Annotated in this window: 20 protein-coding genes; 15 read left to right on the forward strand and 5 right to left on the reverse strand. The window is 71.0% G+C overall.

Annotated features, from left to right (window positions below; translation table 11 throughout):
* Nucleotides 1-116: 116 nt before the first annotated feature.
* Nucleotides 117-296, forward strand: a complete 180-nt coding sequence (locus tag WME97_RS36435) for a hypothetical protein (RefSeq protein WP_437544608.1) — start codon at nt 117-119, stop codon at nt 294-296.
* 23 nt (nt 297-319) lie between these two features.
* On the opposite strand, the gene WME97_RS36440 is transcribed toward WME97_RS36435, so the two are convergent.
* The 5 genes from WME97_RS36440 to WME97_RS36460 all read right to left on the reverse strand — a co-directional run bounded on the left by WME97_RS36440 (nt 320) and on the right by WME97_RS36460 (nt 5,441).
* Nucleotides 320-811 (reverse strand): hypothetical protein, encoded by a 492-nt coding sequence (locus WME97_RS36440; RefSeq protein ID WP_437544610.1) that lies wholly within the window; start codon nt 809-811, stop codon nt 320-322.
* A 436-nt stretch (nt 812-1,247) separates the two neighbouring features.
* Entirely contained in the window at nt 1,248-2,609 is a 1,362-nt protein-coding gene (locus WME97_RS36445) for a protein kinase domain-containing protein (protein WP_437544612.1), read from the reverse strand.
* A 53-nt stretch (nt 2,610-2,662) separates the two neighbouring features.
* Complete coding sequence (locus WME97_RS36450) at nt 2,663-3,475, reverse strand: hypothetical protein (RefSeq protein WP_437544614.1); 813 nt, start codon at nt 3,473-3,475, stop codon at nt 2,663-2,665.
* 695 nt (nt 3,476-4,170) lie between these two features.
* The gene (locus WME97_RS36455) at nt 4,171-4,452 is read right to left on the reverse strand and encodes a cupin domain-containing protein (RefSeq protein WP_437544616.1); all 282 of its coding nucleotides are present in this window, start codon (nt 4,450-4,452) and stop codon (nt 4,171-4,173) included.
* Between the two features lie 86 nt (nt 4,453-4,538).
* Nucleotides 4,539-5,441: a nucleotidyltransferase domain-containing protein gene (locus WME97_RS36460; RefSeq protein ID WP_437544617.1), complete on the reverse strand. Its 903-nt coding sequence runs from the start codon at nt 5,439-5,441 to the stop codon at nt 4,539-4,541.
* A gap of 138 nt (nt 5,442-5,579) precedes the next feature.
* On the opposite strand from WME97_RS36460, the gene aroA reads away from it, so the two are divergent.
* From aroA to WME97_RS36530, 14 genes are all read left to right on the forward strand, one after another.
* Complete coding sequence (gene aroA, locus WME97_RS36465) at nt 5,580-6,956, forward strand: 3-phosphoshikimate 1-carboxyvinyltransferase (RefSeq protein ID WP_437544619.1); 1,377 nt, start codon at nt 5,580-5,582, stop codon at nt 6,954-6,956.
* Nucleotides 6,957-6,993: 37 nt separating this feature from the next.
* Complete coding sequence (cmk, locus tag WME97_RS36470) at nt 6,994-7,806, forward strand: (d)CMP kinase (RefSeq protein WP_437544621.1); 813 nt, start codon at nt 6,994-6,996, stop codon at nt 7,804-7,806.
* Complete coding sequence (locus WME97_RS36475; protein ID WP_437544623.1) at nt 7,790-8,749, forward strand: hypothetical protein; 960 nt, start codon at nt 7,790-7,792, stop codon at nt 8,747-8,749. The genes cmk and WME97_RS36475 overlap by 17 nt, the downstream gene beginning before the upstream one ends.
* Nucleotides 8,750-8,933: 184 nt before the next feature.
* Nucleotides 8,934-10,085 (forward strand): hypothetical protein, encoded by a 1,152-nt coding sequence (locus WME97_RS36480; protein WP_437544625.1) that lies wholly within the window; start codon nt 8,934-8,936, stop codon nt 10,083-10,085.
* Between the two features lie 179 nt (nt 10,086-10,264).
* Nucleotides 10,265-12,070: a 30S ribosomal protein S1 gene (locus tag WME97_RS36485; protein ID WP_437544627.1), complete on the forward strand. Its 1,806-nt coding sequence runs from the start codon at nt 10,265-10,267 to the stop codon at nt 12,068-12,070.
* Nucleotides 12,071-12,262: 192 nt separating this feature from the next.
* Complete coding sequence (locus tag WME97_RS36490) at nt 12,263-12,649, forward strand: hypothetical protein (protein ID WP_437544629.1); 387 nt, start codon at nt 12,263-12,265, stop codon at nt 12,647-12,649.
* Between the two features lie 121 nt (nt 12,650-12,770).
* Entirely contained in the window at nt 12,771-13,322 is a 552-nt protein-coding gene (locus WME97_RS36495) for an HIT family protein (protein ID WP_437544631.1), read from the forward strand.
* Entirely contained in the window at nt 13,319-14,776 is a 1,458-nt protein-coding gene (locus WME97_RS36500; protein WP_437544633.1) for an AI-2E family transporter, read from the forward strand. The genes WME97_RS36495 and WME97_RS36500 overlap by 4 nt, the downstream gene beginning before the upstream one ends.
* A 124-nt stretch (nt 14,777-14,900) precedes the next feature.
* Entirely contained in the window at nt 14,901-15,851 is a 951-nt protein-coding gene (locus WME97_RS36505) for a hypothetical protein (RefSeq protein ID WP_437544634.1), read from the forward strand.
* Between the two features lie 154 nt (nt 15,852-16,005).
* Nucleotides 16,006-16,947 (forward strand): hypothetical protein, encoded by a 942-nt coding sequence (locus tag WME97_RS36510; RefSeq protein ID WP_437544636.1) that lies wholly within the window; start codon nt 16,006-16,008, stop codon nt 16,945-16,947.
* A 143-nt stretch (nt 16,948-17,090) separates the two neighbouring features.
* A complete protein-coding gene (locus WME97_RS36515) occupies nt 17,091-17,516 on the forward strand; it encodes an HIT family protein (protein WP_437544638.1) in 426 nt (141 codons plus the stop codon).
* Nucleotides 17,517-18,175: 659 nt separating this feature from the next.
* Complete coding sequence (locus WME97_RS36520; RefSeq protein WP_437544640.1) at nt 18,176-18,844, forward strand: carbonic anhydrase; 669 nt, start codon at nt 18,176-18,178, stop codon at nt 18,842-18,844.
* 107 nt (nt 18,845-18,951) lie between these two features.
* Complete coding sequence (locus tag WME97_RS36525) at nt 18,952-20,511, forward strand: SulP family inorganic anion transporter (protein WP_437544642.1); 1,560 nt, start codon at nt 18,952-18,954, stop codon at nt 20,509-20,511.
* Between the two features lie 113 nt (nt 20,512-20,624).
* Nucleotides 20,625-22,178: an FAD-binding oxidoreductase gene (locus tag WME97_RS36530; protein ID WP_437544644.1), complete on the forward strand. Its 1,554-nt coding sequence runs from the start codon at nt 20,625-20,627 to the stop codon at nt 22,176-22,178.
* The last annotated feature ends 159 nt before the right edge of the window (nt 22,179-22,337 follow it).

A 22,337-nucleotide genomic window follows, 5' to 3' on the forward strand; every position in this document is an offset into this window, starting at 1 on the left:
CTACGAGAGCTATCTCCAGAGCAGCGGTAAGGTCTTCGACAGGGCACCCGGCCGGCCGTGGCCGAATCTGAACCACCACGCCTCGGAACCCTGGCGTGCCTTCGCGGACCGCGTCGATGACGCGCCCGACGGCGAGGGCGAGACGGCCGAGGCGGCGGGCGCGCGAGTACTGGGACACGCTCTACCGGGAAGCCCCGCCGTGGAACAGCGACCCGGACCAGGCGCACTGGCGCGCAGCGGTCCGCGCCGCTCGAGCCAAGGCGCAGGCCGACGACGGTCCGCCGGAGAGGGCGTGATAGCCCCGGGAGAGCCCGTCCGCCTAATCCGCTCCGCTGCAGTCCGAGACGTGAAAGACCGCCGTCTCCAGGCGCGCCTTTGCGCCGTCGAAGAGCCGGATCAGGTCGCACGGCCCCGCCGACACGTCAGCCTCGTACGGGTCATCTTGCAGACCCTCGATGATGATCTCGCAAGCCCCCTGGTACAGTTCTCCGTCGATCTTCGCGGATGTGTGAGGCGAGCCGGCCTCGTCCATCACGTCAAAGAAGGAAAGCGACTCGCCATCCTTCGCGACCGCCACGCTCAGCTCACCTTGATCGCGCACGATGCACCACCCTGAAACATCGTCGCTTGCATCCACGGCCCTCGTGCCGTTGCCCCCGGTGTCGATCACCAGCGCTTCGCCGCCCCGCGAGACGGTGACCTTCCCCGCAACCTCGGGATCGGGGATACACCCGCTGCTCGAGGCGCTGACGGCACCCCAGAACAGGAGCCGGCAAGCCCGCTTGAGGACACCTGCGCCCCCGTCGCTCATGTCGTGCATCCGTCGTAGCTTTGAGCGGTCACCGTCGGCGGCGCCCCCCTGGGGGTGCAGCACATCTCGTGTTCTTCTCCATCCTCTTCAACATACGTTGTTCTGTCCTCGTACCCCTCCCAGCAGACGTCGTCCACCAGGCTGGGGATCACACAGAGGGTATAGCCCTCCGGAATATCGCTTCGAACAACGCCGGCACAAGCACGTGCGAACGTCGGCGACTCCGGCGCGGTAGAGGTATCTTTCTGCCATCCGTCCCAGAGGACATCCGTATCTTCCGCGCAGTCGTGCGCCTCGCTCTGCGTACCCTTCCAGAGCCACACGGCAGGGTATCCCTCGCGGGGACCTCGGCCGGGGCAGTCGCGATCTGGGGCGCAACCTACCCCAGCGCTCACGGCGATGAACAGAAGAACGCATCGCATCGACAGAAGCCCTCCTAATACAACGCAGGACCACAGCTGAAATCGCCGCCCTCGCAGTACGGCCGGCGCCGTTCGGCCTTCACCGTCGCGCCTGCTCGCTGCGAGAGCGCAACACGCGGGCGGCTATCCGCTTCCGTCGGGGCGGCCCTCGCCGCACCTTCCGGCGACGGTAAACGCTGCTGCTCACGCAGCGGCGACGCCCGCTCCACCAGCACCGTCTCAAGCTTCTCCGCGCGGAGCGCCATCGTAGTCGGGCGCGCAAGCCAGAGAGCGCCTGCGCATAGCGCGGCCGTCGCAGCAAGCGAAACGGCGACGCGGCTCGCGAGCTTCCGGGGCGGCGTACCGCCAGGGCCGCTCCCGGCCATCATGAGCTCTCGCCCAGGCTCTCGGCCGAGGGAGAGCGGCGGCAGGACGGGCTCCTTCGATGCGGGCGCCGTCGGCGATGGCACGTCAAGCGGAGGGACCTGCAACAGCAGAAGCTCATCCTCATTCGATGGCGCCGCCAGCGGCCTCTTCTCGGACGGCCGGGTGCCCGACGCTTCTATCACGGGCGCCGGCGCACACGGACTCTCCAGATGGGAGCTGCGTAAGGTCGACGGCGCCGCGCCGGTGACGGGGGCGTGCTCTTCGCTCCGGCACGGTGCCCGGTCCAGCGTGGGCCATGCCTCCGCGAGGCCCTCGAGCACCGTGATGAAGTGGTCGACGTTCCTGTACCTACGACGCGGCTCCTCTTCCAAAGCCATCTCGATGGCGGCAGCCACGGCGCGCGGAATGTCGATGGGGATCGCAGGCTTATCCCGTTGTGCCCCCAGCACACCTGAGTGGCCGACGTCGAGCGGGCGACGACAGACGAGCTCGTACAGCAGGGTCCCGAGGCCGTAGACGTCAGCCCGGGGCCCCACCCGGTCGCCGCGAAGAAGCTCAGGAGGCGCCACGAGCGGCTCCAGCGCGGCCTCGTGCGGCTCGATCCGGAACAGCCGGACGAGGCCGAACTGGCTGATGCTGTAATCCCGATTCGACGTGATGAACACGCGGTCTGGACCAAACGCCCCATGGCACCAGCCCAGCGCGTGACACCGCTGGATCGTCAGGGCAATCTCGATCACCATGTGCAGCGCGGTGGATCCGAGATCGGCACCGCGCGTGGCATCTCTGATGCTGATCCCATGACTTCGCTTGCACGCGACCCAGGCAGAGACGCCGGCCGCATCTCCGTAGAGCACAGGCTCCACCTGCGGGACCGCTCGTCCGACTTCCTGCAAGCGCTGGAGCTCCGCAGCGAAGGCCGTCCGGTCGATGGTCTGGCCCTCGCGCAGGTGCAGCCAGACGGCGGCGCCCTCACCGCCTACCTGTTGGGCGAGGAACGTGCGGACCATGCCGTTGTGAACCTCGCTGAGGATCCGGTGCCCTTCCCAGACGGTACCAGGCTCTACCACGAGAACCGCACCTCCGCGCCGCCCGCGCTTGCGCGGACCTGAGCACCTCTCGGCAGCACCGCGATCGCCAGCGTCGCGGCCCCCAACACGCTACCAGCGACGAGGGCTGCCGTGCTGAGGTGCTGCTCTACATCGATAGCGCGCATCGCGCTTCGCGTCTCGCTGTTCTCCTCCCACTCGAGCCTGCACATCTCGGCCCTCAGAGCGCTGTTCTCAGTCGATGCCACGATGTGCAGCACGATCCCAGACACCAAGAGCGCGCCAGACGTAGCGGAGCCCGTATAAAGAAGCCACGGCGCTGGGGGACCTGCTGGTCCTGCGAGCGCGCTTGCCGGCGTCACCTTCAACGGAGCGACCGAGCGCACGCTCGCGGGTTCGGCGCTCAGGAGGACAACGCGCGATTCTCTCGCGGTGACGTGCACCGTGGAGCGTACCTTGCGGCCATCCGACAACATCGCCGTGATCTCATGCTGCCCAGGCGCCACGTAGATCTGACCGCTCTCGTCCACGAGGCGCCCGTCCACGAGCACGGGCGCCGCCCCGGCGGGCGCGAACACGTGGAGCTGCGCCACCTCGAGCCGCGCAGCCGCCAGGTCCGCGTGCCGCGTCTCGTAGAGCCGCCGCTCCGTAGGCGTGACCGGCGGACGCATCTCCTGCACACACCGCGTGAGCTCCACCACGGCGTCCACCCAGCGCCCGAGTCGGCGGTCGAGCTGCCCGAGCTGGCAGATCCCCACCGTAGAGCGCTCGATGTCGTAGATCTGCGCCCACAGGTCGCGAGCGCGCGCGATGTCGAGTCGCTCCAAGGCGGCCTCTGCCTCCTTGATCAAAGCTGTCACGCGCGGCGACCGTGGGGGCGGCGACGCGGCAAACGCCGGCTGGAGCCCGAGGAGGAACATCGCTACGGCGGCCACATGCGACCAACAGACGACCAGCGCAGAACGCAGCAAGGTTCACCTCGGCCCAACGCGGGGGCCTGGATGCCGCGCTGGCCTAGTCCGGCACAGCATCACTCTTCCCGCCCAGCCTCGGCCGGGCGGCATCTATGCCTCGCGCAGAGGTTGACTACCATGGATCTCCTTGCGCTTTGAATCCTCAATGGACCGAATTTCCGCGTGCGCGTGCATTACAGATCACGGCCAGAAATTCTCATGCCCTATCGCGATTTGTGTGCATTGCAGATCGCGACCAGAAATTCTCATGCCCTATCGCGATTTCACGACCGGGCGATGGTAACCACCTCAGGCCCTTCGCTCGCCCCCGCGGGTCTGTCCGAGCCGACCAGCGCGGTCGCAGACGCGCTGCCGGGCGCGCGGCGCGCGGCGCGAGCCGGCGCCGGCCAACGACATGGCGCCGCCCCCGCCGGCGCCAACAACGACGATTCCCGCGACGGCACCGGAGCCTAGCGCTCTTGCGCTCACCGCCCGCAGCCCATCCCCGGCCCCTCGGCCGTGCCTGCAGCAGGCGCTCGCGTGGCGCCCCGGCGCCGCGAAACCGCCGCTCAGCCGAACCGGTAGTGCTTCCGCACCGGCGAGCGCACCTCCCAGGTGCAGCTCAGCCCCGCGGGGAACGTCACCAGATCCCCCGCCTGGATCCGCACCGGCGCGCCGCTTCCCTCCGCGGGCGTCACGATCACGTCGCCCTCGAGCAGGTAGCAGATCTCCCGCTCGTCGTAGTGCCACGAGAAGGTCGACACCTCCTTCGTCCAGATGGGCCAGCCGCGCGCCCCGAGCTTCGCCAGCTGCTCCTCCGACGGACCGTGCTCCAGCTTGATCGACTCCATGGCTCCTCGTCCTCGCTCGATGCGCCGCCCGCGATGCGCCGCCGGGCCCGCCCCCGCGGCGCCCTCCGCGATCGTCGCGCCGGATGCTAGCAGCTCGGCCCGTCCCCTCGGCACAGCTCGCGCACCTCGCGCGCGATCGCCTCCATGCGCCCGAGGCTCGCGAGCAGCGCGTCCGCGCCCTCGCCGGGCGCGGCGAGCGCCGCCTCCACCCTGTCGGCGAAGCCCTGAGGACACCGAGAGAGCGCCCGCGTCCTCGGCAGGGCTCCCTTCTCGTTCGAGAGGTAGCGCTCGTTCAGCGCGAACAGCGCCTGCACCAGGCAGGCCGCGGCGCGGAACAGGCAGCCGCTCACGTAGAACACGTCGCCGCGCCGCCCGGCCTTCTTCGCGGTGTCGATGGCGAAGCCGGCCTCCCACAGGAACCTCTCGAGGAGCGCCCTCCGCAGGGCCGGCGGATAGGGCGTCACGAGCGCCTTCAGCGGGGCCAGCGCGCCCTCCGGATCGTAGAGCGGCCGGCAGTCGTGGATGTCGGCCAGGTAGTTGGCGCTGAGGAAGCCGTGCGGGTGACCGGGCTGGTAGTCGCACGTCACCTGCCCCGCCCGGCACTCCCCGATCACGCGCCGCACGCGCGCGAGATCCCGGTAGAGCCAGTCGACCCGGTGCCCCTCGATCTCCAGCCACGCGCCCCCGTTGATCCACGGTCCCCAGGCGCCCGGCGGCGTGACGACGTCCTCGGCGGCGCTCCCGTGGAGCTCCCGCGCGAGCGGCGCCACGTCGCCCTCGGCCCCACCGGCGCAGAGCTCCCGCGCGAGCGCGCGCAGCGCCGCGAGGTCGGGCGGGCTCTCGGGCTCGTAATAGATGCCCAGATCGACGTCCGAGTCCGGGTGGCCCGCGCCGCGAGCGCGCGATCCGCCCAGCACGACCGCCACAACGCCCGGGATCGCGCCGAGCCGAGCCGCCACGCGCGCCGCCACGTCCACTGCCTCGTCCATGCCGCCTCCGCCTCCTGTCGATCCCCACCGCGACGCGGCGACCCTAACATCGAGGCGCCGCGCGGTCCCACCCGCGCGCTGCGCCCTCGGCGCCTCGCCCGCTGTGCCTGCGCCCGCCGTTCTGCTACACGGCAACCCGTGCCCGACCTCATCGTCCACCCGGCGGAGCGGCCGCTCATCGGGAGCGTGCCGGTCCCTGCGGACAAGAGCATCGCCCACCGAGCGCTCCTCCTCGCCGCGCTCGCCACCGGGCAGAGCCGCATCCGGGGCGGGACGCTCGGCGGCGACGTCCTCTCGACCGTGGGCGCGCTGCGCGCCATGGGCGTCCGCGTCGAGGAGCCGTCGCCGGGCGACCTCGTCGTCCACGGCGCCGGGCTCTCCGGCCTCCGCGCCCCCGACGGCCCCATCGACTGCGGCAACTCCGGCACCACGATGCGCCTCCTCGCGGGCATCCTCGTCGCCCAGCGCTTCGCCGCGCGGCTCGTCGGCGACCCGTCGCTCTCGCGCCGCCCCATGGAGCGCGTCGCGAAGCCGCTCCGGCTCCGCGGCGGGCGCATCGAGGGGCAGCTCGATCCGCGCAAGATCGGCGAGATCACGGCGCCGCTCGACGTCGGGCCGCTCCCCGAGCCGCACGTGCTCTCGTCGATCGAGCACGAGATCCCCGTCCCGTGCGACCAGGTGAAGAGCGCCCTCCTCCTCTCCGGCCTCTACGCCGACGGCCCCACGTTCGTGCGCGAGCCGATCGTCTCGCGCGATCACACCGAGCGCATGCTCACCGCGCTCGGCGTGCCGATCGACTCGGTCGGCGCGATGGTCTGCCTCGACGCGGCCCGCTTCTCCGGCGCGCTCCCGGCGTTCGAGCTCGACGTGCCCGGCGACCTCTCCGCGGCCGCGTTCCTCGTCGCCGCCGCGCAGATCGTGCCGGGGAGCCGCGTGACCGCGCGGCGCGTGGGCCTCAACCCGACGCGCACCGGGCTGCTCGAGGTGCTGCGCGACATGGATGGCGGCGTCGCCGTCGAGATCAAGGGAGAGGCCCTCGGCGAGCCCACCGGCGACATCCACGTCGCGCCCGCCTCCTCCGGCGCCGGCCTCCGCGCCGGGCGCGCGGGCGGCGAGCTCGCGTCGCGCGCCATCGACGAGCTGCCGATCCTGCTCGGCCTCGGCGCGCGGGCGCGCGGCCTCACCGAGGTGTTCGACGCGCGGGAGCTGCGCGCGCAGGAGACCGACCGCATCGCGGCCATGGCGTCCGTGCTCGGCGCCTTCGGCCTGCGCTGCGAGGAGCGCACCGACGGGCTCCTCGTCGAGGGCAGGCCCGACCGGCCGCTCGACGCGGCCGACGTCGACAGCCGCGGCGATCACCGCATCGCGATGACGGCCGCCGTGCTCGGGCTCGCCGCCGGCGGGCCCACGCGCGTCCGCGACGCGGGCTGCATCGCGACCAGCTTTCCCCTCTTCGTCGGGACGCTGCGCGCCCTGGGCGCGCGCATCGAGGTCGAGGGCGCCCGCGCCGCGTGAGCGCGCGATGGTGAGCGAGAGAGGAGGAGGAGCGCAGGTGACCGAACGACAACGACAGGACGACGCGCACCACCTCCCGGCCCGGGGCGAGCCCCGGCGGCTGCGCGTCGCGATCGACGGACCGGCCGGCGCCGGCAAGGGCACGGTCGCGCGTGGGCTCGCCGAGCGGCTCGGCTACCTGCTCGTCGACACCGGCGCGATCTACCGCGCCGTCGCGCTCGCGGCCCGCCGCGCGAGCCTCACGTGGGAAGAGGAGGGCGAGATCGGCGCGCTCGCCGAGGATCTCGCGCGCGGCGGGCGCATCGCGCTGGAGCGGAGCCCGCACGGCATGCCGCCCGACTCCTCCGCCCCCCCGCCCGCGAACGCCCCGGTCCAGTCGGGCCTTGGCGGCAGCGGCATGCGCGTGCTGCTCGACGGCGAGGACGTCTCCAGCGCGATCCGCGCGCCCGAGATCAGCCTCGGCGCGAGCCGGGTCTCGGCCATCCCCGCCGTGCGCCAGGCGCTGCTCGCGATGCAGCGGCAGGCCGGCGCGGGCGGCGGCGTGGTGCTCGAGGGGCGCGACATCGGCACCGTGGTGTTCCCGGACGCCGAGGTGAAGTTCTTCCTGACGGCGCCGGCCGAGATCCGCGCGAAGCGGCGGTACGACGAGCTCGTCGCGCGCGGCATGCCCGTCAGCTTCGAGGCGACGCTCTCCGACGTGCTCCGCCGCGACAAGGCCGACAGCGAGCGCGCCGTCGCGCCGCTCCGCAAGGCCGACGACGCGATCCTCGTCGACTCCGGGCACAGGAGCCCGCAGGAGATCATCGACGAGATGGCGACCCTCGTGGAGATCCGTGCGCGCGGCGGCTGAGGTCCGCGCCGCCGCCGTCGCTGCCGCCGCCGCCGCCCTGATGGCGCTCGGGCTCCCGGCCTGCGGGGACGCGGGCGGCGGCCCCCCCGCGCGCGACGCGGCGAGCCCGGCCGGCCCGCGCGTCGTCCGGCGCATCGAGCCGGCCGATCTGCTCCCGGCCGATCTCGATCTCGTCGTGCGCGTCGACGTCGCCCGCATGCGCGACGGGCTGGGCCAGGCGGCCTCGGACGAGCTCGCCCGGCGCGCGCTCGACGAGGTGCCCGACGAGGCGCTGGAGAGCGCCCTCCAGCGCGCCGACGTCGTCTGGCTCGGCCTGCGGCTCGCCGATCTCGAGGAGGGCGATCGCGTGGTCGTCCTCGAGGGCCGGATGGCCGGGCTCACGCCCGATCCCGGCCGCTGGGAGCCGGCGCCGGCGGCGCAGGACGGCGTCGCCGTCTTCGACCGCCGCGGCGGCGTCGCGGGATCGCGCGCCGACACGGCGCGGATCATCGCGCTCGGCGATCGCGCGGTCGCGCTCGTGTCGGCGGTCGAGGTGAGCAGCGTCGCGCGCCTCCTCCGTGACGGCCCCGACGCGCGCCGCGGCGACCCGGCCGCCGAGGGGCTCGTGAGCCTCGACCTGCGCGCGCGCCGGCTCCCCCCCTACCTCGCGCGGCGCTTCCCGTCGATCGGCGCGCTCGTCGCGGGCGTCGCGCGGGTCCGCGGCGTGGCGTCCCTCCACGACGAAGGGGTGCGCCTCGACGTGGAGCTCGTCGGCGTCGACGCGGCCGGCGCGGCGCGCGCCCGCCGGTTCCTCGAGGTGTTCCGCGACAACGTCGAGGATGTACGTTACGCAGATCTCATGAAGGAGCTCTCGATCGAGCAGGTGGAGAGCACCGTGCGGCTCCGCTGGCTCTTCCCCGCGCCCCTCGTGCTCGCCCTGCTGTCCGGGCGCTCCCCGGGCTAGTGCCTCGGGTGTCGCGAGGGGAGAAAGATTTCAACGCAAAGACGCAAAGGCGCAAAGGCGCAAAGGCGCAAAGGCGCAAACCTGCATAAAATCTGTTCTTTTTTGCGTCTTTGCGTCTTGGCGCCTTTGCGTTGAAATCTCTCCCCAGATCGCTGGCCCGACCTCCGGCGGGCGGAACTAGTCGATGCCTGACACCCTGATCGAAGAACCGATCCGACCGACCGTGACCGACGACCTCGCCGCGCCCGCGCCGGCGCCCGAGGGCGACCCCGCCCCCGCGGACGCGCGCCCTGCGCCGCCCGGCGAAGCCGCCCCGCAGCGCCCGGGCCTCCCCCGCGGGGCCGCGTGCCTCGTGGCAGCGATCGCGCTCGCCGCGCTGCTCGCCGGCGCGGCGCTCGGCGTCTACTTCTTGTTCTGGCGCTATGTGCCGACGGCCCGGCAGCACATCCCTGGCGACGCGAACATCGTGGTCCGCCTCGAGACCGCCGACCTCGCGCTCTTCGGCCCCGTGCGCCAGCACTTCCTCCCGCTGCTCGACGACGCGCCCCAGACCGCGTCGCGCAAGGCGCGCATCGAGGCGGCCACCGGCCTCGATCTCCCGTCGGATCTGCGCGAGATCGTCGTCGCGTCGACCGACGCCGCGAGCTGGGTCGCGCTCGCGGGCGGGCGCATCCCGAAGGGCCGCTTCGTCGCCGGCATGGAGAAGGTCGCCCGCGACGAGGGCTGGACCGGCGTCCGCCGCGAGGGCGAGCTCCTGCTCGTCGGGCCGCGCGCCGTGCTCGGCCAGGCCGACGACGGCACGCTCGTCCTCGGCACGGACATCGAGATCGTGAAGGCCGCGCTGCCCGCGTCGCCCGACGCAGACGAGTGGCGGCGCCTCGATCTGCCCGAGCAGGGCGCCGTCACCTTCGCGCTCACCAGCGCCGCGTGGTCCGGCGCCGCCACCGCGGTCTCCGGCGTGCTGCCGCGGGCCGGAGCGCTGTTCCGCCGCATCGACCACGCCTCGGGCGCCCTCGCCCTCGGCGCGGAGCCCGAGCTCTCGATGCGCCTCGCGCCCGCTGCGGGTGAGGCCGCCGCGGCGCTCGCCCCGGACACCCAGGCGTTCCTCGGCAGCCTCAAGCTCGCGCTCGCGCTGCTCCCCGACATCGCCGGCGCACGCGCCGCGCTCGAGGGAGCCCAGGCCCTCGCGCAGGGAGAGCGCGTCGAGATCCGGACGAAGTGGCCCCACGAGGGCCTCGATCGCGCCTGCGCAGAGCTCGCACACCGCGCCCGAGCCGCGCGCGACGCGCTCAACGCGCGCGACGTCGAAGAGCGCGCGCCGGGCGCCGCGCCCTGAGATCGCGCTGCTTTGGGCGGGCGGGCACATCCTTCCCAGCAAAACGGACCGGACCTACAAAAACCTCCAGTGGCTCGGTCGTTGCATTGACAGAGGCCCCTCCTCAGACTACAGGCTCGCCTCTCCCGAGGGGCCCGGGTGCATCGGTACGCGTGTGCCTGCCCCTCCGCCGCTCGTGCGTGGCACCTAGGGTCCACGCCTGCGCCCGCGCGGCGAATCCCAGGGAAGGAAAGGAAACAAGAACGAACAACATGACTAGTAACATCCATATGGAGGCTGGCTCGTCCGGGGCGAGCATGGAGAGCTTTGCCGCGCTCTTCGAACAGAGCGTGGAGGGGGGCGATTTCGCGCGTGAAGGAGAGATCATCTCCGGCACCGTGGTCGCAGTGAACCGCGACTCCGTCGTGGTCGACATCGGCGGCAAGAGCGAGGGCGTGATCGCGCTCCGCGAGTTCGCGGACGCCGCGGGCCAGAGCGCCGTCAAGGCGGGCGACAAGGTCGACGTCTACATCGAGAGCCGCGAGAACGACGACGGCCTCGTGACCTTGTCGAAGGAGAAGGCCGACAAGATGAAGGTCTGGGATGAGATCTCGAACGCCTGCGAGGCGGACGAGCTCATCGAGGGCACCATCAGCCAGCGCGTGAAGGGCGGCCTCTCGGTCACCATCCGCGGCGGCGTGAAGGCCTTCCTCCCGGGCTCTCAGGTCGATCTCCGCCCGATCCGCAACTTGGACAAGCTGATCGGCCAGACCTACAAGTTCAAGGTCATCAAGTTCAACAAGAAGCGCGGCAACATCGTGCTCTCGCGGCGCGTGCTCCTGGAGCGCGAGCGCGACGAGATGAAGGCCAAGACGCTCGAGACGTTGACGGAAGGGATGACCGTCAAGGGGACCATCAAGAACATCACCGAGTACGGCGCGTTCGTCGACCTCGGCGGGATCGATGGCCTCCTGCACATCACGGACATGTCGTGGGGCCGCGTGAACCACCCGAGCGAGGTGTTCCAGGTCGGCGACGAGGTCCTCGTGAAGGTCCTCAAGTACAACGCCGACACCGAGCGCGTCTCCCTGGGCCTCAAGCAGACCCAGGAGGACCCCTGGAACCACGCCGAGGAGGCGTATCCGGCGGGCAAGAAGGTCCGCGGCAAGGTCATGTCGATCACCGACTACGGCGCGTTCGTCGAGCTGGAGCCGGGCGTCGAGGGCCTCATCCACGTCAGCGAGATGAGCTGGACCAAGAAGGTCAAGCACCCGTCGAAGCTGCTCGAGGTGGGCCAGGAGCTCGAGTGCCAGGTGCTCGAGGTGGACGCGCGCGCGAAGCGCATCAGCCTCGGTCTCAAGCAGCTGGAGCCCGATCCGTGGATGCTGTTCACGGACAAGTACCACCCCGGCGACAAGATCGCGGGCAAGGTCCGGTCGCTCACCGACTACGGCGTCTTCGTCGGGATCGAGGAGGGCGTCGACGGCATGGTCCACAAGAGCGATCTCTCGTGGTCGGTGCGCGTCAACAACCCGAGCGACCTCTACCACAAGGGCGATGACGTCGAGGCGATCATCCTCTCGATCAACCACGACGAGAAGAAGGTCTCCCTCGGCATCAAGCAGCTCTGGGACGACCCGTGGCCGAGCATGCTGACGGAGTACCCGCCCGGCCGCGTCCTCGACGACGCCCAGGTGGTGAGCATCGTCGACTACGGCGTGTTCGTGCGGCTGCGCGAGGGCGTCGAGGGCCTGATCTCCCAGGGCGACGTGCAGGAGCCCGAGGAAGGCAAGCTCAAGGTCGGCGACAAGGTGAAGGCCGAGATCTCGTCGCTCGACACGGTCGACCGCAGGCTCTTCCTGACGATGAAGAACATCGGCATGGAGCGCCCCGCCCCGGTCCGGCAGCAGCAGCAGAAGCGCAAGGACGACGACGACAAGCCGGTGGCCGGGACGATCGGTGATCTCATCAAGGAGAAGTTCGGCGCCAAGCTGGACCTGAAGTGACGCGGATCGGCGCGCGGCGTCGCTGAGGCGGCCGCGCGCCAGGCGCTCACCCGCCGCACGTCACAGGTGCGGCGGGCCGAGGGCGCCCCCGGTGCCCCCGGCTCGCCGTGTGGACCCGATGTCGACGAGAGGCGAGGCCCTCCCCAGGGCCTCGCCTCTTGCTTTTTCCGCGAGGCCGCGGACGATGCCGCGATGACAGGCCTCCTCGCGCGCTCCGCCCTCGGGGCGCCCGTCCTCGCCGCCCTGGCGCTCAGCGCGCTCCCTGCCCGCGCCGACGGCCCCCGCGCCGCAGCCGCCGACCCGTGGTTCGGCGATGACAAGGCGCGCCATTTCTGCGCGTCAATGGCCCTTGCCGGCGGCGGGTACGCGCTCGGTTCGCTCGCGACGAACGACGTCCGGCAGCGGCTCGCGCTGGGGGCCGCGCTCGCGCTCGGCGCTGGCCTGGCGAAGGAGGCCTTCGACGCCGCCGGGCACGGCACCCCCTCGGTCCGCGACGTCGTCTGGGATGCGCTCGGCACCTCCGCCGGGCTTGGCCTCTCGCTCTGGTTCGATCTCGCCGCCACGCCGATCCATTTCTGAGCCCGCATCGACGGCGCTGCGGCGCGCAGGCGCGGCAGCTGCGAGGCGAATGCGAGGGCGGCGCGGCGACGAGCGAGCGGTGGTCCCGCGCGCGTTGCCGCCGTGCTAGCGTCTCCGCGACATGGGTAACCCCCTGTGGGCGCCCTGGCGCATCGAGTACATCCTTGCGCCGAAGGGCCAGGCCGACTGCATCTTCTGCGGCATCCCCCGCGCATCCGAGCAAGAACAGCGCGACCGGCTGGTCGTGGCGACGACCCGCCGCGCGTTCGTCATGCTCAACCGCTACCCGTTCGCCTCGGGCCACCTCCTCATCGTCCCGCACGCGCACGTCGCCTCGCTCGACGCGCTCGATCCGGCCGATCACGAGGCCCTCTTCCGCCTCGTGCGCGAGTCGACGACCCGCCTGCGCGCCGCGCTCAAGTGCGAGGGCATGAACGTCGGGATCAACCTTGGCACCGCGGCGGGCGCCGGCATCGCCGAGCACCTGCACGTCCACATCGTCCCGCGCTGGCCAGGCGACACCAACTTCATGCCGGTGCTCGCCGACGTCCGCGTCGTCCCGCAGGCGCTCGAGGCGACGCGGGACCACCTGCTCGGCTTCTTCGCCGACCTCCCTGCGTCGCTCGTCGACGAGGGCACCCACGGCCGGGCCGCGCGCGGCGAGGCGCTGTGAGCGAAGGCCCCTCGCAGCGCACCGTGTTCCTGACGGTCAGCGCCGTCCTCACGGCGGCGCTGCTCATCGTCTCCCACGCGGTGCTGCTCCCGTTCGTGCTCGCGCTCGTGGTCGCCTACGTGCTCACGCCGGCGGTCCTCCGGCTCGAGCGCGCGCGCGTCCCGCGGTGGGCGGCGATCCTCGTCGTCTACGCGCTCGTGCTCTCCGGGATCGCGGGCTTCTTCGCCCTCAGCGTCCCGCGCCTCATCGCCGAGGGGAAGGCGCTCACCACCGAGGCCCCGCGCCTCGCCGCGCGCCTGCGCGAGGAGTACCTGCCCGCGCTCGACGCGCGGCTCAACCGCTGGTCGGGCCGCGAGCCCGCGGCGGCGCCGCCGGCGATCGCGCCCGCCCAGGAGCCCGATCAGCCCGCGCGGCCGCCTGGCTCCATCGAGGCCTCTCCTGGAGGAGAGGAGGGCGTCGAGCGCCCGCCGATCCGCATCCTGCCCGGGCCGGACGGCTCGTTCGACGTGCAGATCGCCGATGACGTCGAGGTCCGGGAGACGCGCGACGGCGTCTGGCAGATCGCGCAGGCGCGCCCGAGGCACGCGCTCTCCAGCGCGAACATGCTCCAGGAGGGCTACGAGAAGGCGGCCGTCTACCTGAAGGAGAACTCGATCGCGGTCCTCCGGATCGGGCAGGCCATCGCGACGGCCATCTCGCGCGGCATCTTCAACCTCTTCATGACGTTGATGCTCGCCGGCTACATCATCCTGACGCACGAGAAGATCCTGCGCTTCTTCCGCGATCTCTGGCACCCGACCTCGCGCGACTCGTTCGATCGGTTCCTGCGCCGGCTCGACCGGGGGCTCTCCGGCGTCGTCCGCGGGCAGCTCCTCATCTGCCTCGTCAACGGCGTCCTCTCCGCGATCGGCTTCTGGCTCTTCGACCTCAAGTACTGGCCGATCCTCTCCGTCCTCGCGGCGGTGATGTCGCTGATCCCGATCTTCGGCTCGATCCTGAGCTCGATCCCCGCGGTCCTCATCGGCCTCACGCAGTCGTTCGGCACGGCGGTCGGCGTGCTCGCGTGGATCGTGGGCATCCACCAGCTCGAGGCGAACTTCCTGAACCCGAAGATCATCGGCGACGCGGCGAAGATCCACCCGGTCCTCGTGGTGCTCGCGTTGCTCGTCGGCGAGCACTTCTTCCAGATCACCGGCGCGCTCTTCGCGGTGCCCTGCCTCTCGCTCGCGCAGACGATCTTCCTCCACTTCCGCGAGTCGACGCTGGGCCTCGCCGATCCGACGGCCACGATCCCGCCGCAGCGCGGCGTCCCGATCATCGCCCCTGCGATCGAGCCGCTGCCGCCGCTGCGCGGCTTCGAGACCGCCCGCCCGGCCTCCACGCCCGTCCCCGCCCCCGAGCCCGAAGGCGAGCCCAGCGCCCGCAGCAGCGACCCCGACAGGGCCGCGAGCTAGCCCTCCACCGCCCGAGCCCCCTCCCGGGGCCGATCGGCTCGTCCGTCCGCCTCCGCTGGCCGCTCCCCCGCAAGCCGGCTATGAGACCCCGCGCCCCGCGCAGGAAATCAGCTCCACGACCTCGATGAAGACCCCCGGCAAACCCACCCCGAAGAAGCAGAGCCCCAAGCAGCAGCGCGAGCAGGCCATCGCCGCCCTCCGCAGCGGCGGAAAGCCCCCCGCCGACCCGCTCTCCCAGCTGAACCCGCGCTCGCTCGCCATCCGCGTCGGCATCCCGGCGCTCATCGTCTGGGCCATCGCCCTGGCCATCCCGGGGATCTGGCCGAAGGCGGTCGCCGGCGTCCTGACGGTCATCGTGGGCGGCGTCATCGTGTGGGCGCTGCGCTTCGCGACCCGGACGCGCGCCGTCGCGAAGATCGTGCAGACCGCCGACTCGGCCGAGGCCCGCAAGGACGCGATCGCCAAGCTCGACACGGATTTCAAGAAGGACGACACGGCCGCGACGTTCGCGAAGGCGCAGCTCCAGATGCAGGAGGACCCGCGGGCCGCGCTCCGGACGCTGGAGACCATCAACCTCGACAAGGTGATGGCCCCGATGGCCGACGAGGCGCGCGCCCAGCGCGGCATGATCCACCTCATCCTGAGCGAGACGGACGAGGCGCGGGCGCTCGTCGACAAGATCGACATGACCCGCCACAAGGAGCCGAGGATCCGCGCCATGATGGCCGCCATCGTCGGCGAGGCGTGGGCGCGGACCGGCCAGGCCGGGAAGGCGGTCGAGCTGCTCGAGACCTTCGATCCGAACGACGAGGCGTTCGCCGAGCTCAAGCCGCAGCTGCTCCGCTCGCGCGCGTTCGCCTATGCGTGGGCGAACAACACGAAGCAGATGAAGACCACGCTGCGGAGCCTGAGCGCGCTCAACCCTCAGTACCTGAGCGGCTTCGTCACGAAGAAGAAGAGCCCCATGGGCGTCCCGCCGCGCGGCGTCCACCCGATGCTCGAGAAGGAGGCGTTCGAGATGCTGATGCGCTCGGGCGCCATCCCTCGCAAGATGCAGCAGATGCGGCGCGGCTGACGCGTAGCGCGCGGTGCGCGGTGCGCGGTGCGTGGTCGACCAACGAGCGGCCGAGGCCGACCAGCGCAGCGCCTCGCCGCCGGCGCGCCGAGCCCGCCCGCCGAGAGCGGCCCCTTGACGCGCGGCGCGGCGAGCGGCTCAGATGCGCGCCCTCATGAGAGGAACCGCGCTGCTCTACAGCTCCCATAACCGCTGCAACTTCATCCACGACCACTACATCGCGCAGCGGGCGCTCTCGGGGCGGGACAACAAGCGCATCCTGTTCCTGCCGATGTCGGAGGCGCCCCGCGACGGCAACGAGCGCGAGCGGCAGGAGTTCGCGTACGGCAACTTCAGCTGGTTCTTCCGGTTCTACGAGCGCTTCGGCCTCGAGCACGTGCCGTTCTACTGGAGCAGCGACCTGCGCAGGGAGGACGTCGACGTCCTCTGGCACTACCTCGCGTCGTCCGAGGTGGTGATCCTCGGCGGCGGCTACAGCACGACGGGGCTCTGGCGCTACAAGCAGCTCGGCGCGATGTTCGACGGAGAGCCCGGCAAGTTCGGGCGCCTCCTGCACGAGCGCCGTCAGCGGGGCCTGCTCACCGTCGGGTTCTCCGCCGGGGCCGACCAGCTCTGCCAGCACCTCTTCCGCCGGGTGTGGGACAGCCCCGGCGACAACGACGCGTTCGGCCTCGCGCGCGACACGCTGGTCACGCTCCACCACGAGCCGAGCCGCAACGGCGATCTCTGGCACGCGGCGCGGCGCATGCCCCGCTGCTTCGTCTTCGGGCTCCCGAACGACTCCGGGGTCCAGGTGGACTGGGGCGTGCTCCCGTCCGGCAACATCTGGCAGGTCTACGAGCTCATCATCGACACCTCGTGGGACGATCCCTCCGACGCGCTCCACGTCAAGACGCGGCAGGGCGCGCTCATCGACCACTTCGACCACACGGGCCGCCACTGGGCCTTCCACGGCGGCGACCACGTCGTGCGCGTCGCGTCGCAGGACGGCCGCTTCGACCGAGCGTGGATGACGGCCGGCGGCCTTCTCCTCGATTACTGGACGCGCGAGCCTGCCACCTACGGATCGATCGACGACATCCTTGCGAGCCACTGATCGCGCGCCCCCTGCGCAGCTGCGCCCGCCCTGTGTGGCCACGGTCGCGCGCTCCCAGCGTGACCGCGGACGCGCTCCGCTGCCCGCGCCCCCTGCATTGACGCCAGGCAGGTGGCGCGGCATCGAAGAGCGCGAGGCCCGCCATGCCGCCCCGCCCCTGCGTGTTCTGCAGCATCGCCCGGGGCGAAACGCCGGCCCACGTCGTGCTCGATGAGCCGGAGGTCATGGCGTTCCTGGATCACCGCCCGCTCTTCCCCGGCCACTGCCTGCTCATCCCGCGCGCCCATCACGAGGTGCTCACCGACGTTCCGGCGTCGCTCGTCGGTCCGCTCTTCGCGACCGCGCAGCGCCTCGCACGCGCCATCGAGTCCGCATGCTCGGCTGAGGGCTTCTTCGTCGCCATCAACAACCGCGTCAGTCAGAGCGTCCCCCACGTGCACATCCACGTGGTCCCGCGCCGTCGGAGGGACGGTCTCAAGGGCTTCTTCTGGCCTCGTTATAAATATGCGGGTGAGCACGAGATGTGCGGCCTTCGCGACGCCATCGTGACGGCATTGGCTGCGGGTTGAATTCTGTCGCTGGTACGGGTATTTGGACGTGGCGCCGTGCTGGCTCAGGCGCGAGACGTCCGTCCCAGATCGGGACATTCTGCCACACACCGTCTGCACCTCGTTGTGTCTTGCGATGAACCGAGACCGCTGCCAGGTTAGGGAATAGACAGGGCGCTTCCCTGGTTCCCGGGGCCGACAGCCTCTCACTCCTCGAACGATGCTGGCTCTCCGGTCATTTTTCCCTCGGATCGCGCTTCTCTTCATGCTGATCCTCGCCCCCGCTGCGCTGGGACGGGCGAATATCAGCATCATCGAAGCCGGCAACTCCGACGTTTCGGGATCGTTTCGTACCGGGGCCAGCGAGAACGACGCGGGGGGCCTCGAGGCCTTGCAGCCGCCCCACCGCGACGGGGCCCATCGTTCGGTCGCCTCGCGACCGGCGCCGCGCGCCGGCGCGGCGCGGCCGCGAGGCGTTCTCGTGGCCGATCTCCGGCCTGTCCGCGTCCCGTCCCCCGTCCCCCACCCTCCCCTCCGTCGTCCTCCACCACGCTTCCTGAACTGACAGGCTAGCTCCGTGGCTGAGGCCGCTCGCGGTCCGGCTCGGAGTCGCTGGAATCCGGAGGTGTTCATGACGATCGCCGCGCCCGATGGGCGCGGTCAACGAGAGGGTTTATTCCATGCAGAAGCTCGCGGACGGGTTGCACAAGTTCCATGCCGAGGTGTGCGGTACACATCAGGACCTCTTCCGCCACTTGGCGAGGGGTCAGCGGCCCGAGGCGCTGTTCATCACGTGCTCGGACAGCCGCATCAACCCCAACCTCATCACGCAGACCCAGCCGGGCGACATCTTCATCGTGCGCAACGTCGGCAACATCGTGCCGCCGTACGGCGCCAGCAACGGCAGCGAGTCCGCCGCGATCGAGTTCGCGGTCGCGCACCTCGGGATCAAGCACATCATCGTCTGCGGCCACACGCACTGCGGCGCGATGCGCGGGCTGCTCGATCCCGCGGGCCTCGACGAGCTGCCGGCGGTCAAAGGGTGGCTCCAGCACGCGGAGCTGACGCGCCGCCTGGTGCAGGAGAACTACCCGCACATCGAGGGGGAGGATCGGCTGACGATCACGGTGGAGGAGAACGTGCTCGCCCAGATCGAGAACCTCCGGACGCACCCGACGATCCGCGCGCGGCTCGCGCGCGGCGATCTCTCTCTCTACGCCTGGGTCTTCAAGATCGAGACCGGACAGGTCTTTCAATTCGAGGCTTCGACCGGCCAGTTCGGGCCGATCGGTGACGCTGCGCCCCCCTCGGCGCTGCCGGAGTCGACGGTCTACCGGCGGGCCATCTGAGCGCCCGTTCGTCGCCGATCCACGTCTTAACTCGAATCGAGAGGGCCAGTCCGATGCAGCTTCCGAATCCTATCCATGCAGGCGCGGGGGTGAATCCCGCCGGCGCCGTGGCGCTTAGTTCCGAGAGCCCGGGTGCGAGCCGGGAATCGCCGCCCGCGGAGAGCGCGCCGCCGCTCGACCCGCGCCTCACCGCGAACCTCAAGTACGACATCCCCGCCGGCCTCGTCGTCTTCCTCGTCGCCCTGCCGCTCTGCCTGGGCATCGCGCTCGCGTCGGGGGCCCCGCTCCTCTCCGGCATCGTGGCCGGCATCGTGGGCGGGCTCGTCATCCCGCTCGTGAGCCGCGCTCAGCTCAGCGTGAGCGGCCCGGCGGCGGGGCTCGCCGCCATCGTGCTCGCGGGCATCACCAGCCTGCAGAGCTTCCAGGCCTTCGCGATGGCCGTGGTGATCGGCGGCGTCCTTCAGCTCGGGCTCGGCGTGCTGAGGGCCGGCGCCATCAGCCATTTCTTCCCCTCCTCGGTCATCAAGGGGATGCTCGCGGCCATCGGCGTCCTGCTCATCCTGAAGCAGCTCCCCCACGCCGTCGGCTTCGACAAGGACAACTTCGCCTCCGAGTCGTTCAAGGCCGAGGGCGGCAACACGTTCACGATGCTCGGCCAGGCGGCGCAGGCCATCGAGTGGGGCGCGTTCCTCCTCAGCGCCATCTGCCTCGCCATCCTGGTCGGGTGGGAGAAGTCGCGCCTCGCGAAGATCTCCTGGCTCCCCGCGCCCCTCGTCGCCGTGGTCGTCGCGACGCTCGGCAACGAGCTGTTCAAGACGGCGATCCCGTCGCTCGCCCTCGAGCAGAAGCACCTCGTGACGCTGCCCACGGGCGACCTGGTCAGCGCGCTCCAGCTCCCCGACTGGTCCGCGATCCTGCGGCCCGAGGTGTGGGTGCTGGGCGTGACGCTCGCGATCGTGGCCAGCCTCGAGACGCTGCTCAACCTGGAGGCCGTGGATCGGATCGATCCGTGGCACCGCAAGTCGCCGCCGAACCGGGAGCTCGTCGCGCAGGGCCTCGCCAACATGCTCTCCGGGTTCGCCGGCGGTCTCCCGGTCACGTCGGTCATCGTCCGCAGCAGCGCCAACACGAACGCCGGCGCGCGGACGCGGGTCTCCGCCTTCGCGCACGGCGCGCTCCTGCTGCTCGCGGTGGTCTTCGCCGCGGGGCTGCTCTCGCGCATCCCGCTCGCGTGCCTCGCGACGATCCTGCTCGCGACCGGCTACAAGCTGGCCAAGCCCAAGATCTTCGCCGAGATGCGCCAGCTCGGCTGGAACCACTTCATCCCGTTCGTGGTGACGATCGTGGCCATCGTGCTGACCGATCTCCTGAAGGGCATCGCCATCGGCCTCGCGGTCGGCGTCCTCTTCGTGCTGAGGACCCATATGTCCCGCGTCTTCGACGTGATCCACGAGGGGGCTCGCGTGACCATCCGGTTCAACAAGGCGGCGTACTTCTTCACCCAGGGCAACCTCGTCGCGCTGCTCGAGCGGCTGCCGAGCGACACCCACGTGGTCGTGGACGCCCAGGGGGTGTCGTACATCGACCATGACGTCGCGGAGCTGATCCGGCGCTTCCAGCAGTCGGCGCATCGGCGAAATATCCACGTCGAGCTCCGCGGCTTTTAGAGACACTCAGACACCTACCCATCCCCGCCCCGCGCGACGAGCCCCCTCCCCGGGGGCGCGCGAAAACAGCGGCCAATTTGGCCCGCCGAGCCGCCTCGAGCGAAGCTGGTGGGATGCGCGCTGCTCTCGATCGGGCCAGGACGACGGGCGAGATTCTTACGCCACGGCTCGACGAGATCCGACGGAGACCGCTCTACTCGCTCCAGGGCTACAGCGGGCTGCACCGATCGTGCGGAGACGTGTACTTCCCGGCGTCGGTCGAGGAGCTGAGGGTGCTGTTCCGCATGGCGAGGCGGACAGGGCGCAGGATCACGTTCCGCGCCGGAGGGCAGTCGTTCGATGGCCAGGCGCTGAACGACGACATCGTGATCTCGATGCACCACTTCCGATCCATCGAGATCGACACGCAAGGAGCGCGGATGACCGTGGGCGCCGGCGCGACCTGGGGAGCCATCGCCCGCGCGCTCGCCGCCCGCGGCTTCGTGCCCTACACGGTCGTCTCGACGAGCCACGCCACCGCGGGAGGCACGGTCTCGGGGGACTGCCTCTCGCGCTTCTCGGGCATCGCCAGCAAAGAGGGACACTACGTCGAGCGGCTCTCCCTCCTCTCCCTCGACGGACAGCTGCTCTCCCTCAGCCGCGATGAGGCGACGAGCGCGCTGTTCCACGCGGTGATCGGCGGGCTCGGCTACCTCGGCGCGGTGATCGATGTCACCTACCGCATCGCGCGCGTCGCCCCGGAAGGGACGCCGATCCGGGTCGTCACCCAGGCGACGCGCTGCGCCTCGCTCGAGGAGCTCGCGACGGCGCTCCTCCCACGCGCGGAGCAGCTCCTGCAGTCCGAAGGAGGCACCGCGGACGAGGACGGGTGGATCCCGGAGGCGCTCTTCTCTATCGCCTTCCACACCCTGGAGGGGAGCAGGGGCATGGTCCTCCGGTCGCAGTACGTCCCGGGGACCTCGCACGAGCTCCGCCCGCTGCTGATCCATCGCCCCCGGCACGCGCTCCGCGTCCCGATCGAGTGGCTGATGCGCGCCTCCGTGGTGAGCCGGGGCCTCTGGACGCTCATCGACCGCTTCCTCTTCGATGTCTCACGCCCGTACGTCGATGAGCTCATGGGCTACCTGTTCTTCATGGACGGTAACGTCCGCGCGAAGCGCATCGCGCAGACCTTCGGGATGCCCATGCTCACGGTGCAGCAAGCGTTCATGATCCCCTACGACCCGGGCGCCCGGGAGGACAGCCTGCGCCGGCTCGTCGACTTCCTGGGCAAGGTGGATGAGATCGCTGCCCGAGACGGCATACCGCCGCTCCTCCTCGACGTGCTCCACATCCAGGGCGACCAGTTCCTCCTCTCGGCGAACCACGGGACCGATGGGTTCGCGGTGACGCTCGCGTTCGAGGCCTCGGAGGAAGAGAGCGCCCACCGGATCGGCCTCCGCCTCAGCGAGCTCAGCGCGCGCGCGCTCGAGCTCGGCGGCCGCGTCTACCTGGTGAAGAACGTCCACGCGACAGCGGAGCACCTCCAGGCGATGTACGCGCACGCGCTCCCGGAGTTCGTCCGCCTGAAGCGGCTCGTCGATCCCGACGGGCTCCTGCGCAACGAGTTCCTCGAGCGGGTGTTCCCCGCGCACTTCGGCGCGGCGCCACGGCCCGCCAGCCCGTGAGCACGGCGCCCGGGGGACGGACACCCTCCCTGCTTTCCGGTGAGTCCAAGGCGCGAGGACGCCGCTCGGGCTCGCGAGAGACGGAACCGCGAGGGCGCAGCGAGAGAGAGAAGAACGTTCTCCGCGCCCGCCTCGCCCCGGTCTTCGCGGCGCGCCGAA

The organism is Sorangium sp. So ce367, from assembly GCF_051520455.1.
Taxonomy (GTDB): domain Bacteria; phylum Myxococcota_A; class Polyangia; order Polyangiales; family Polyangiaceae; genus Sorangium; species Sorangium cellulosum_B.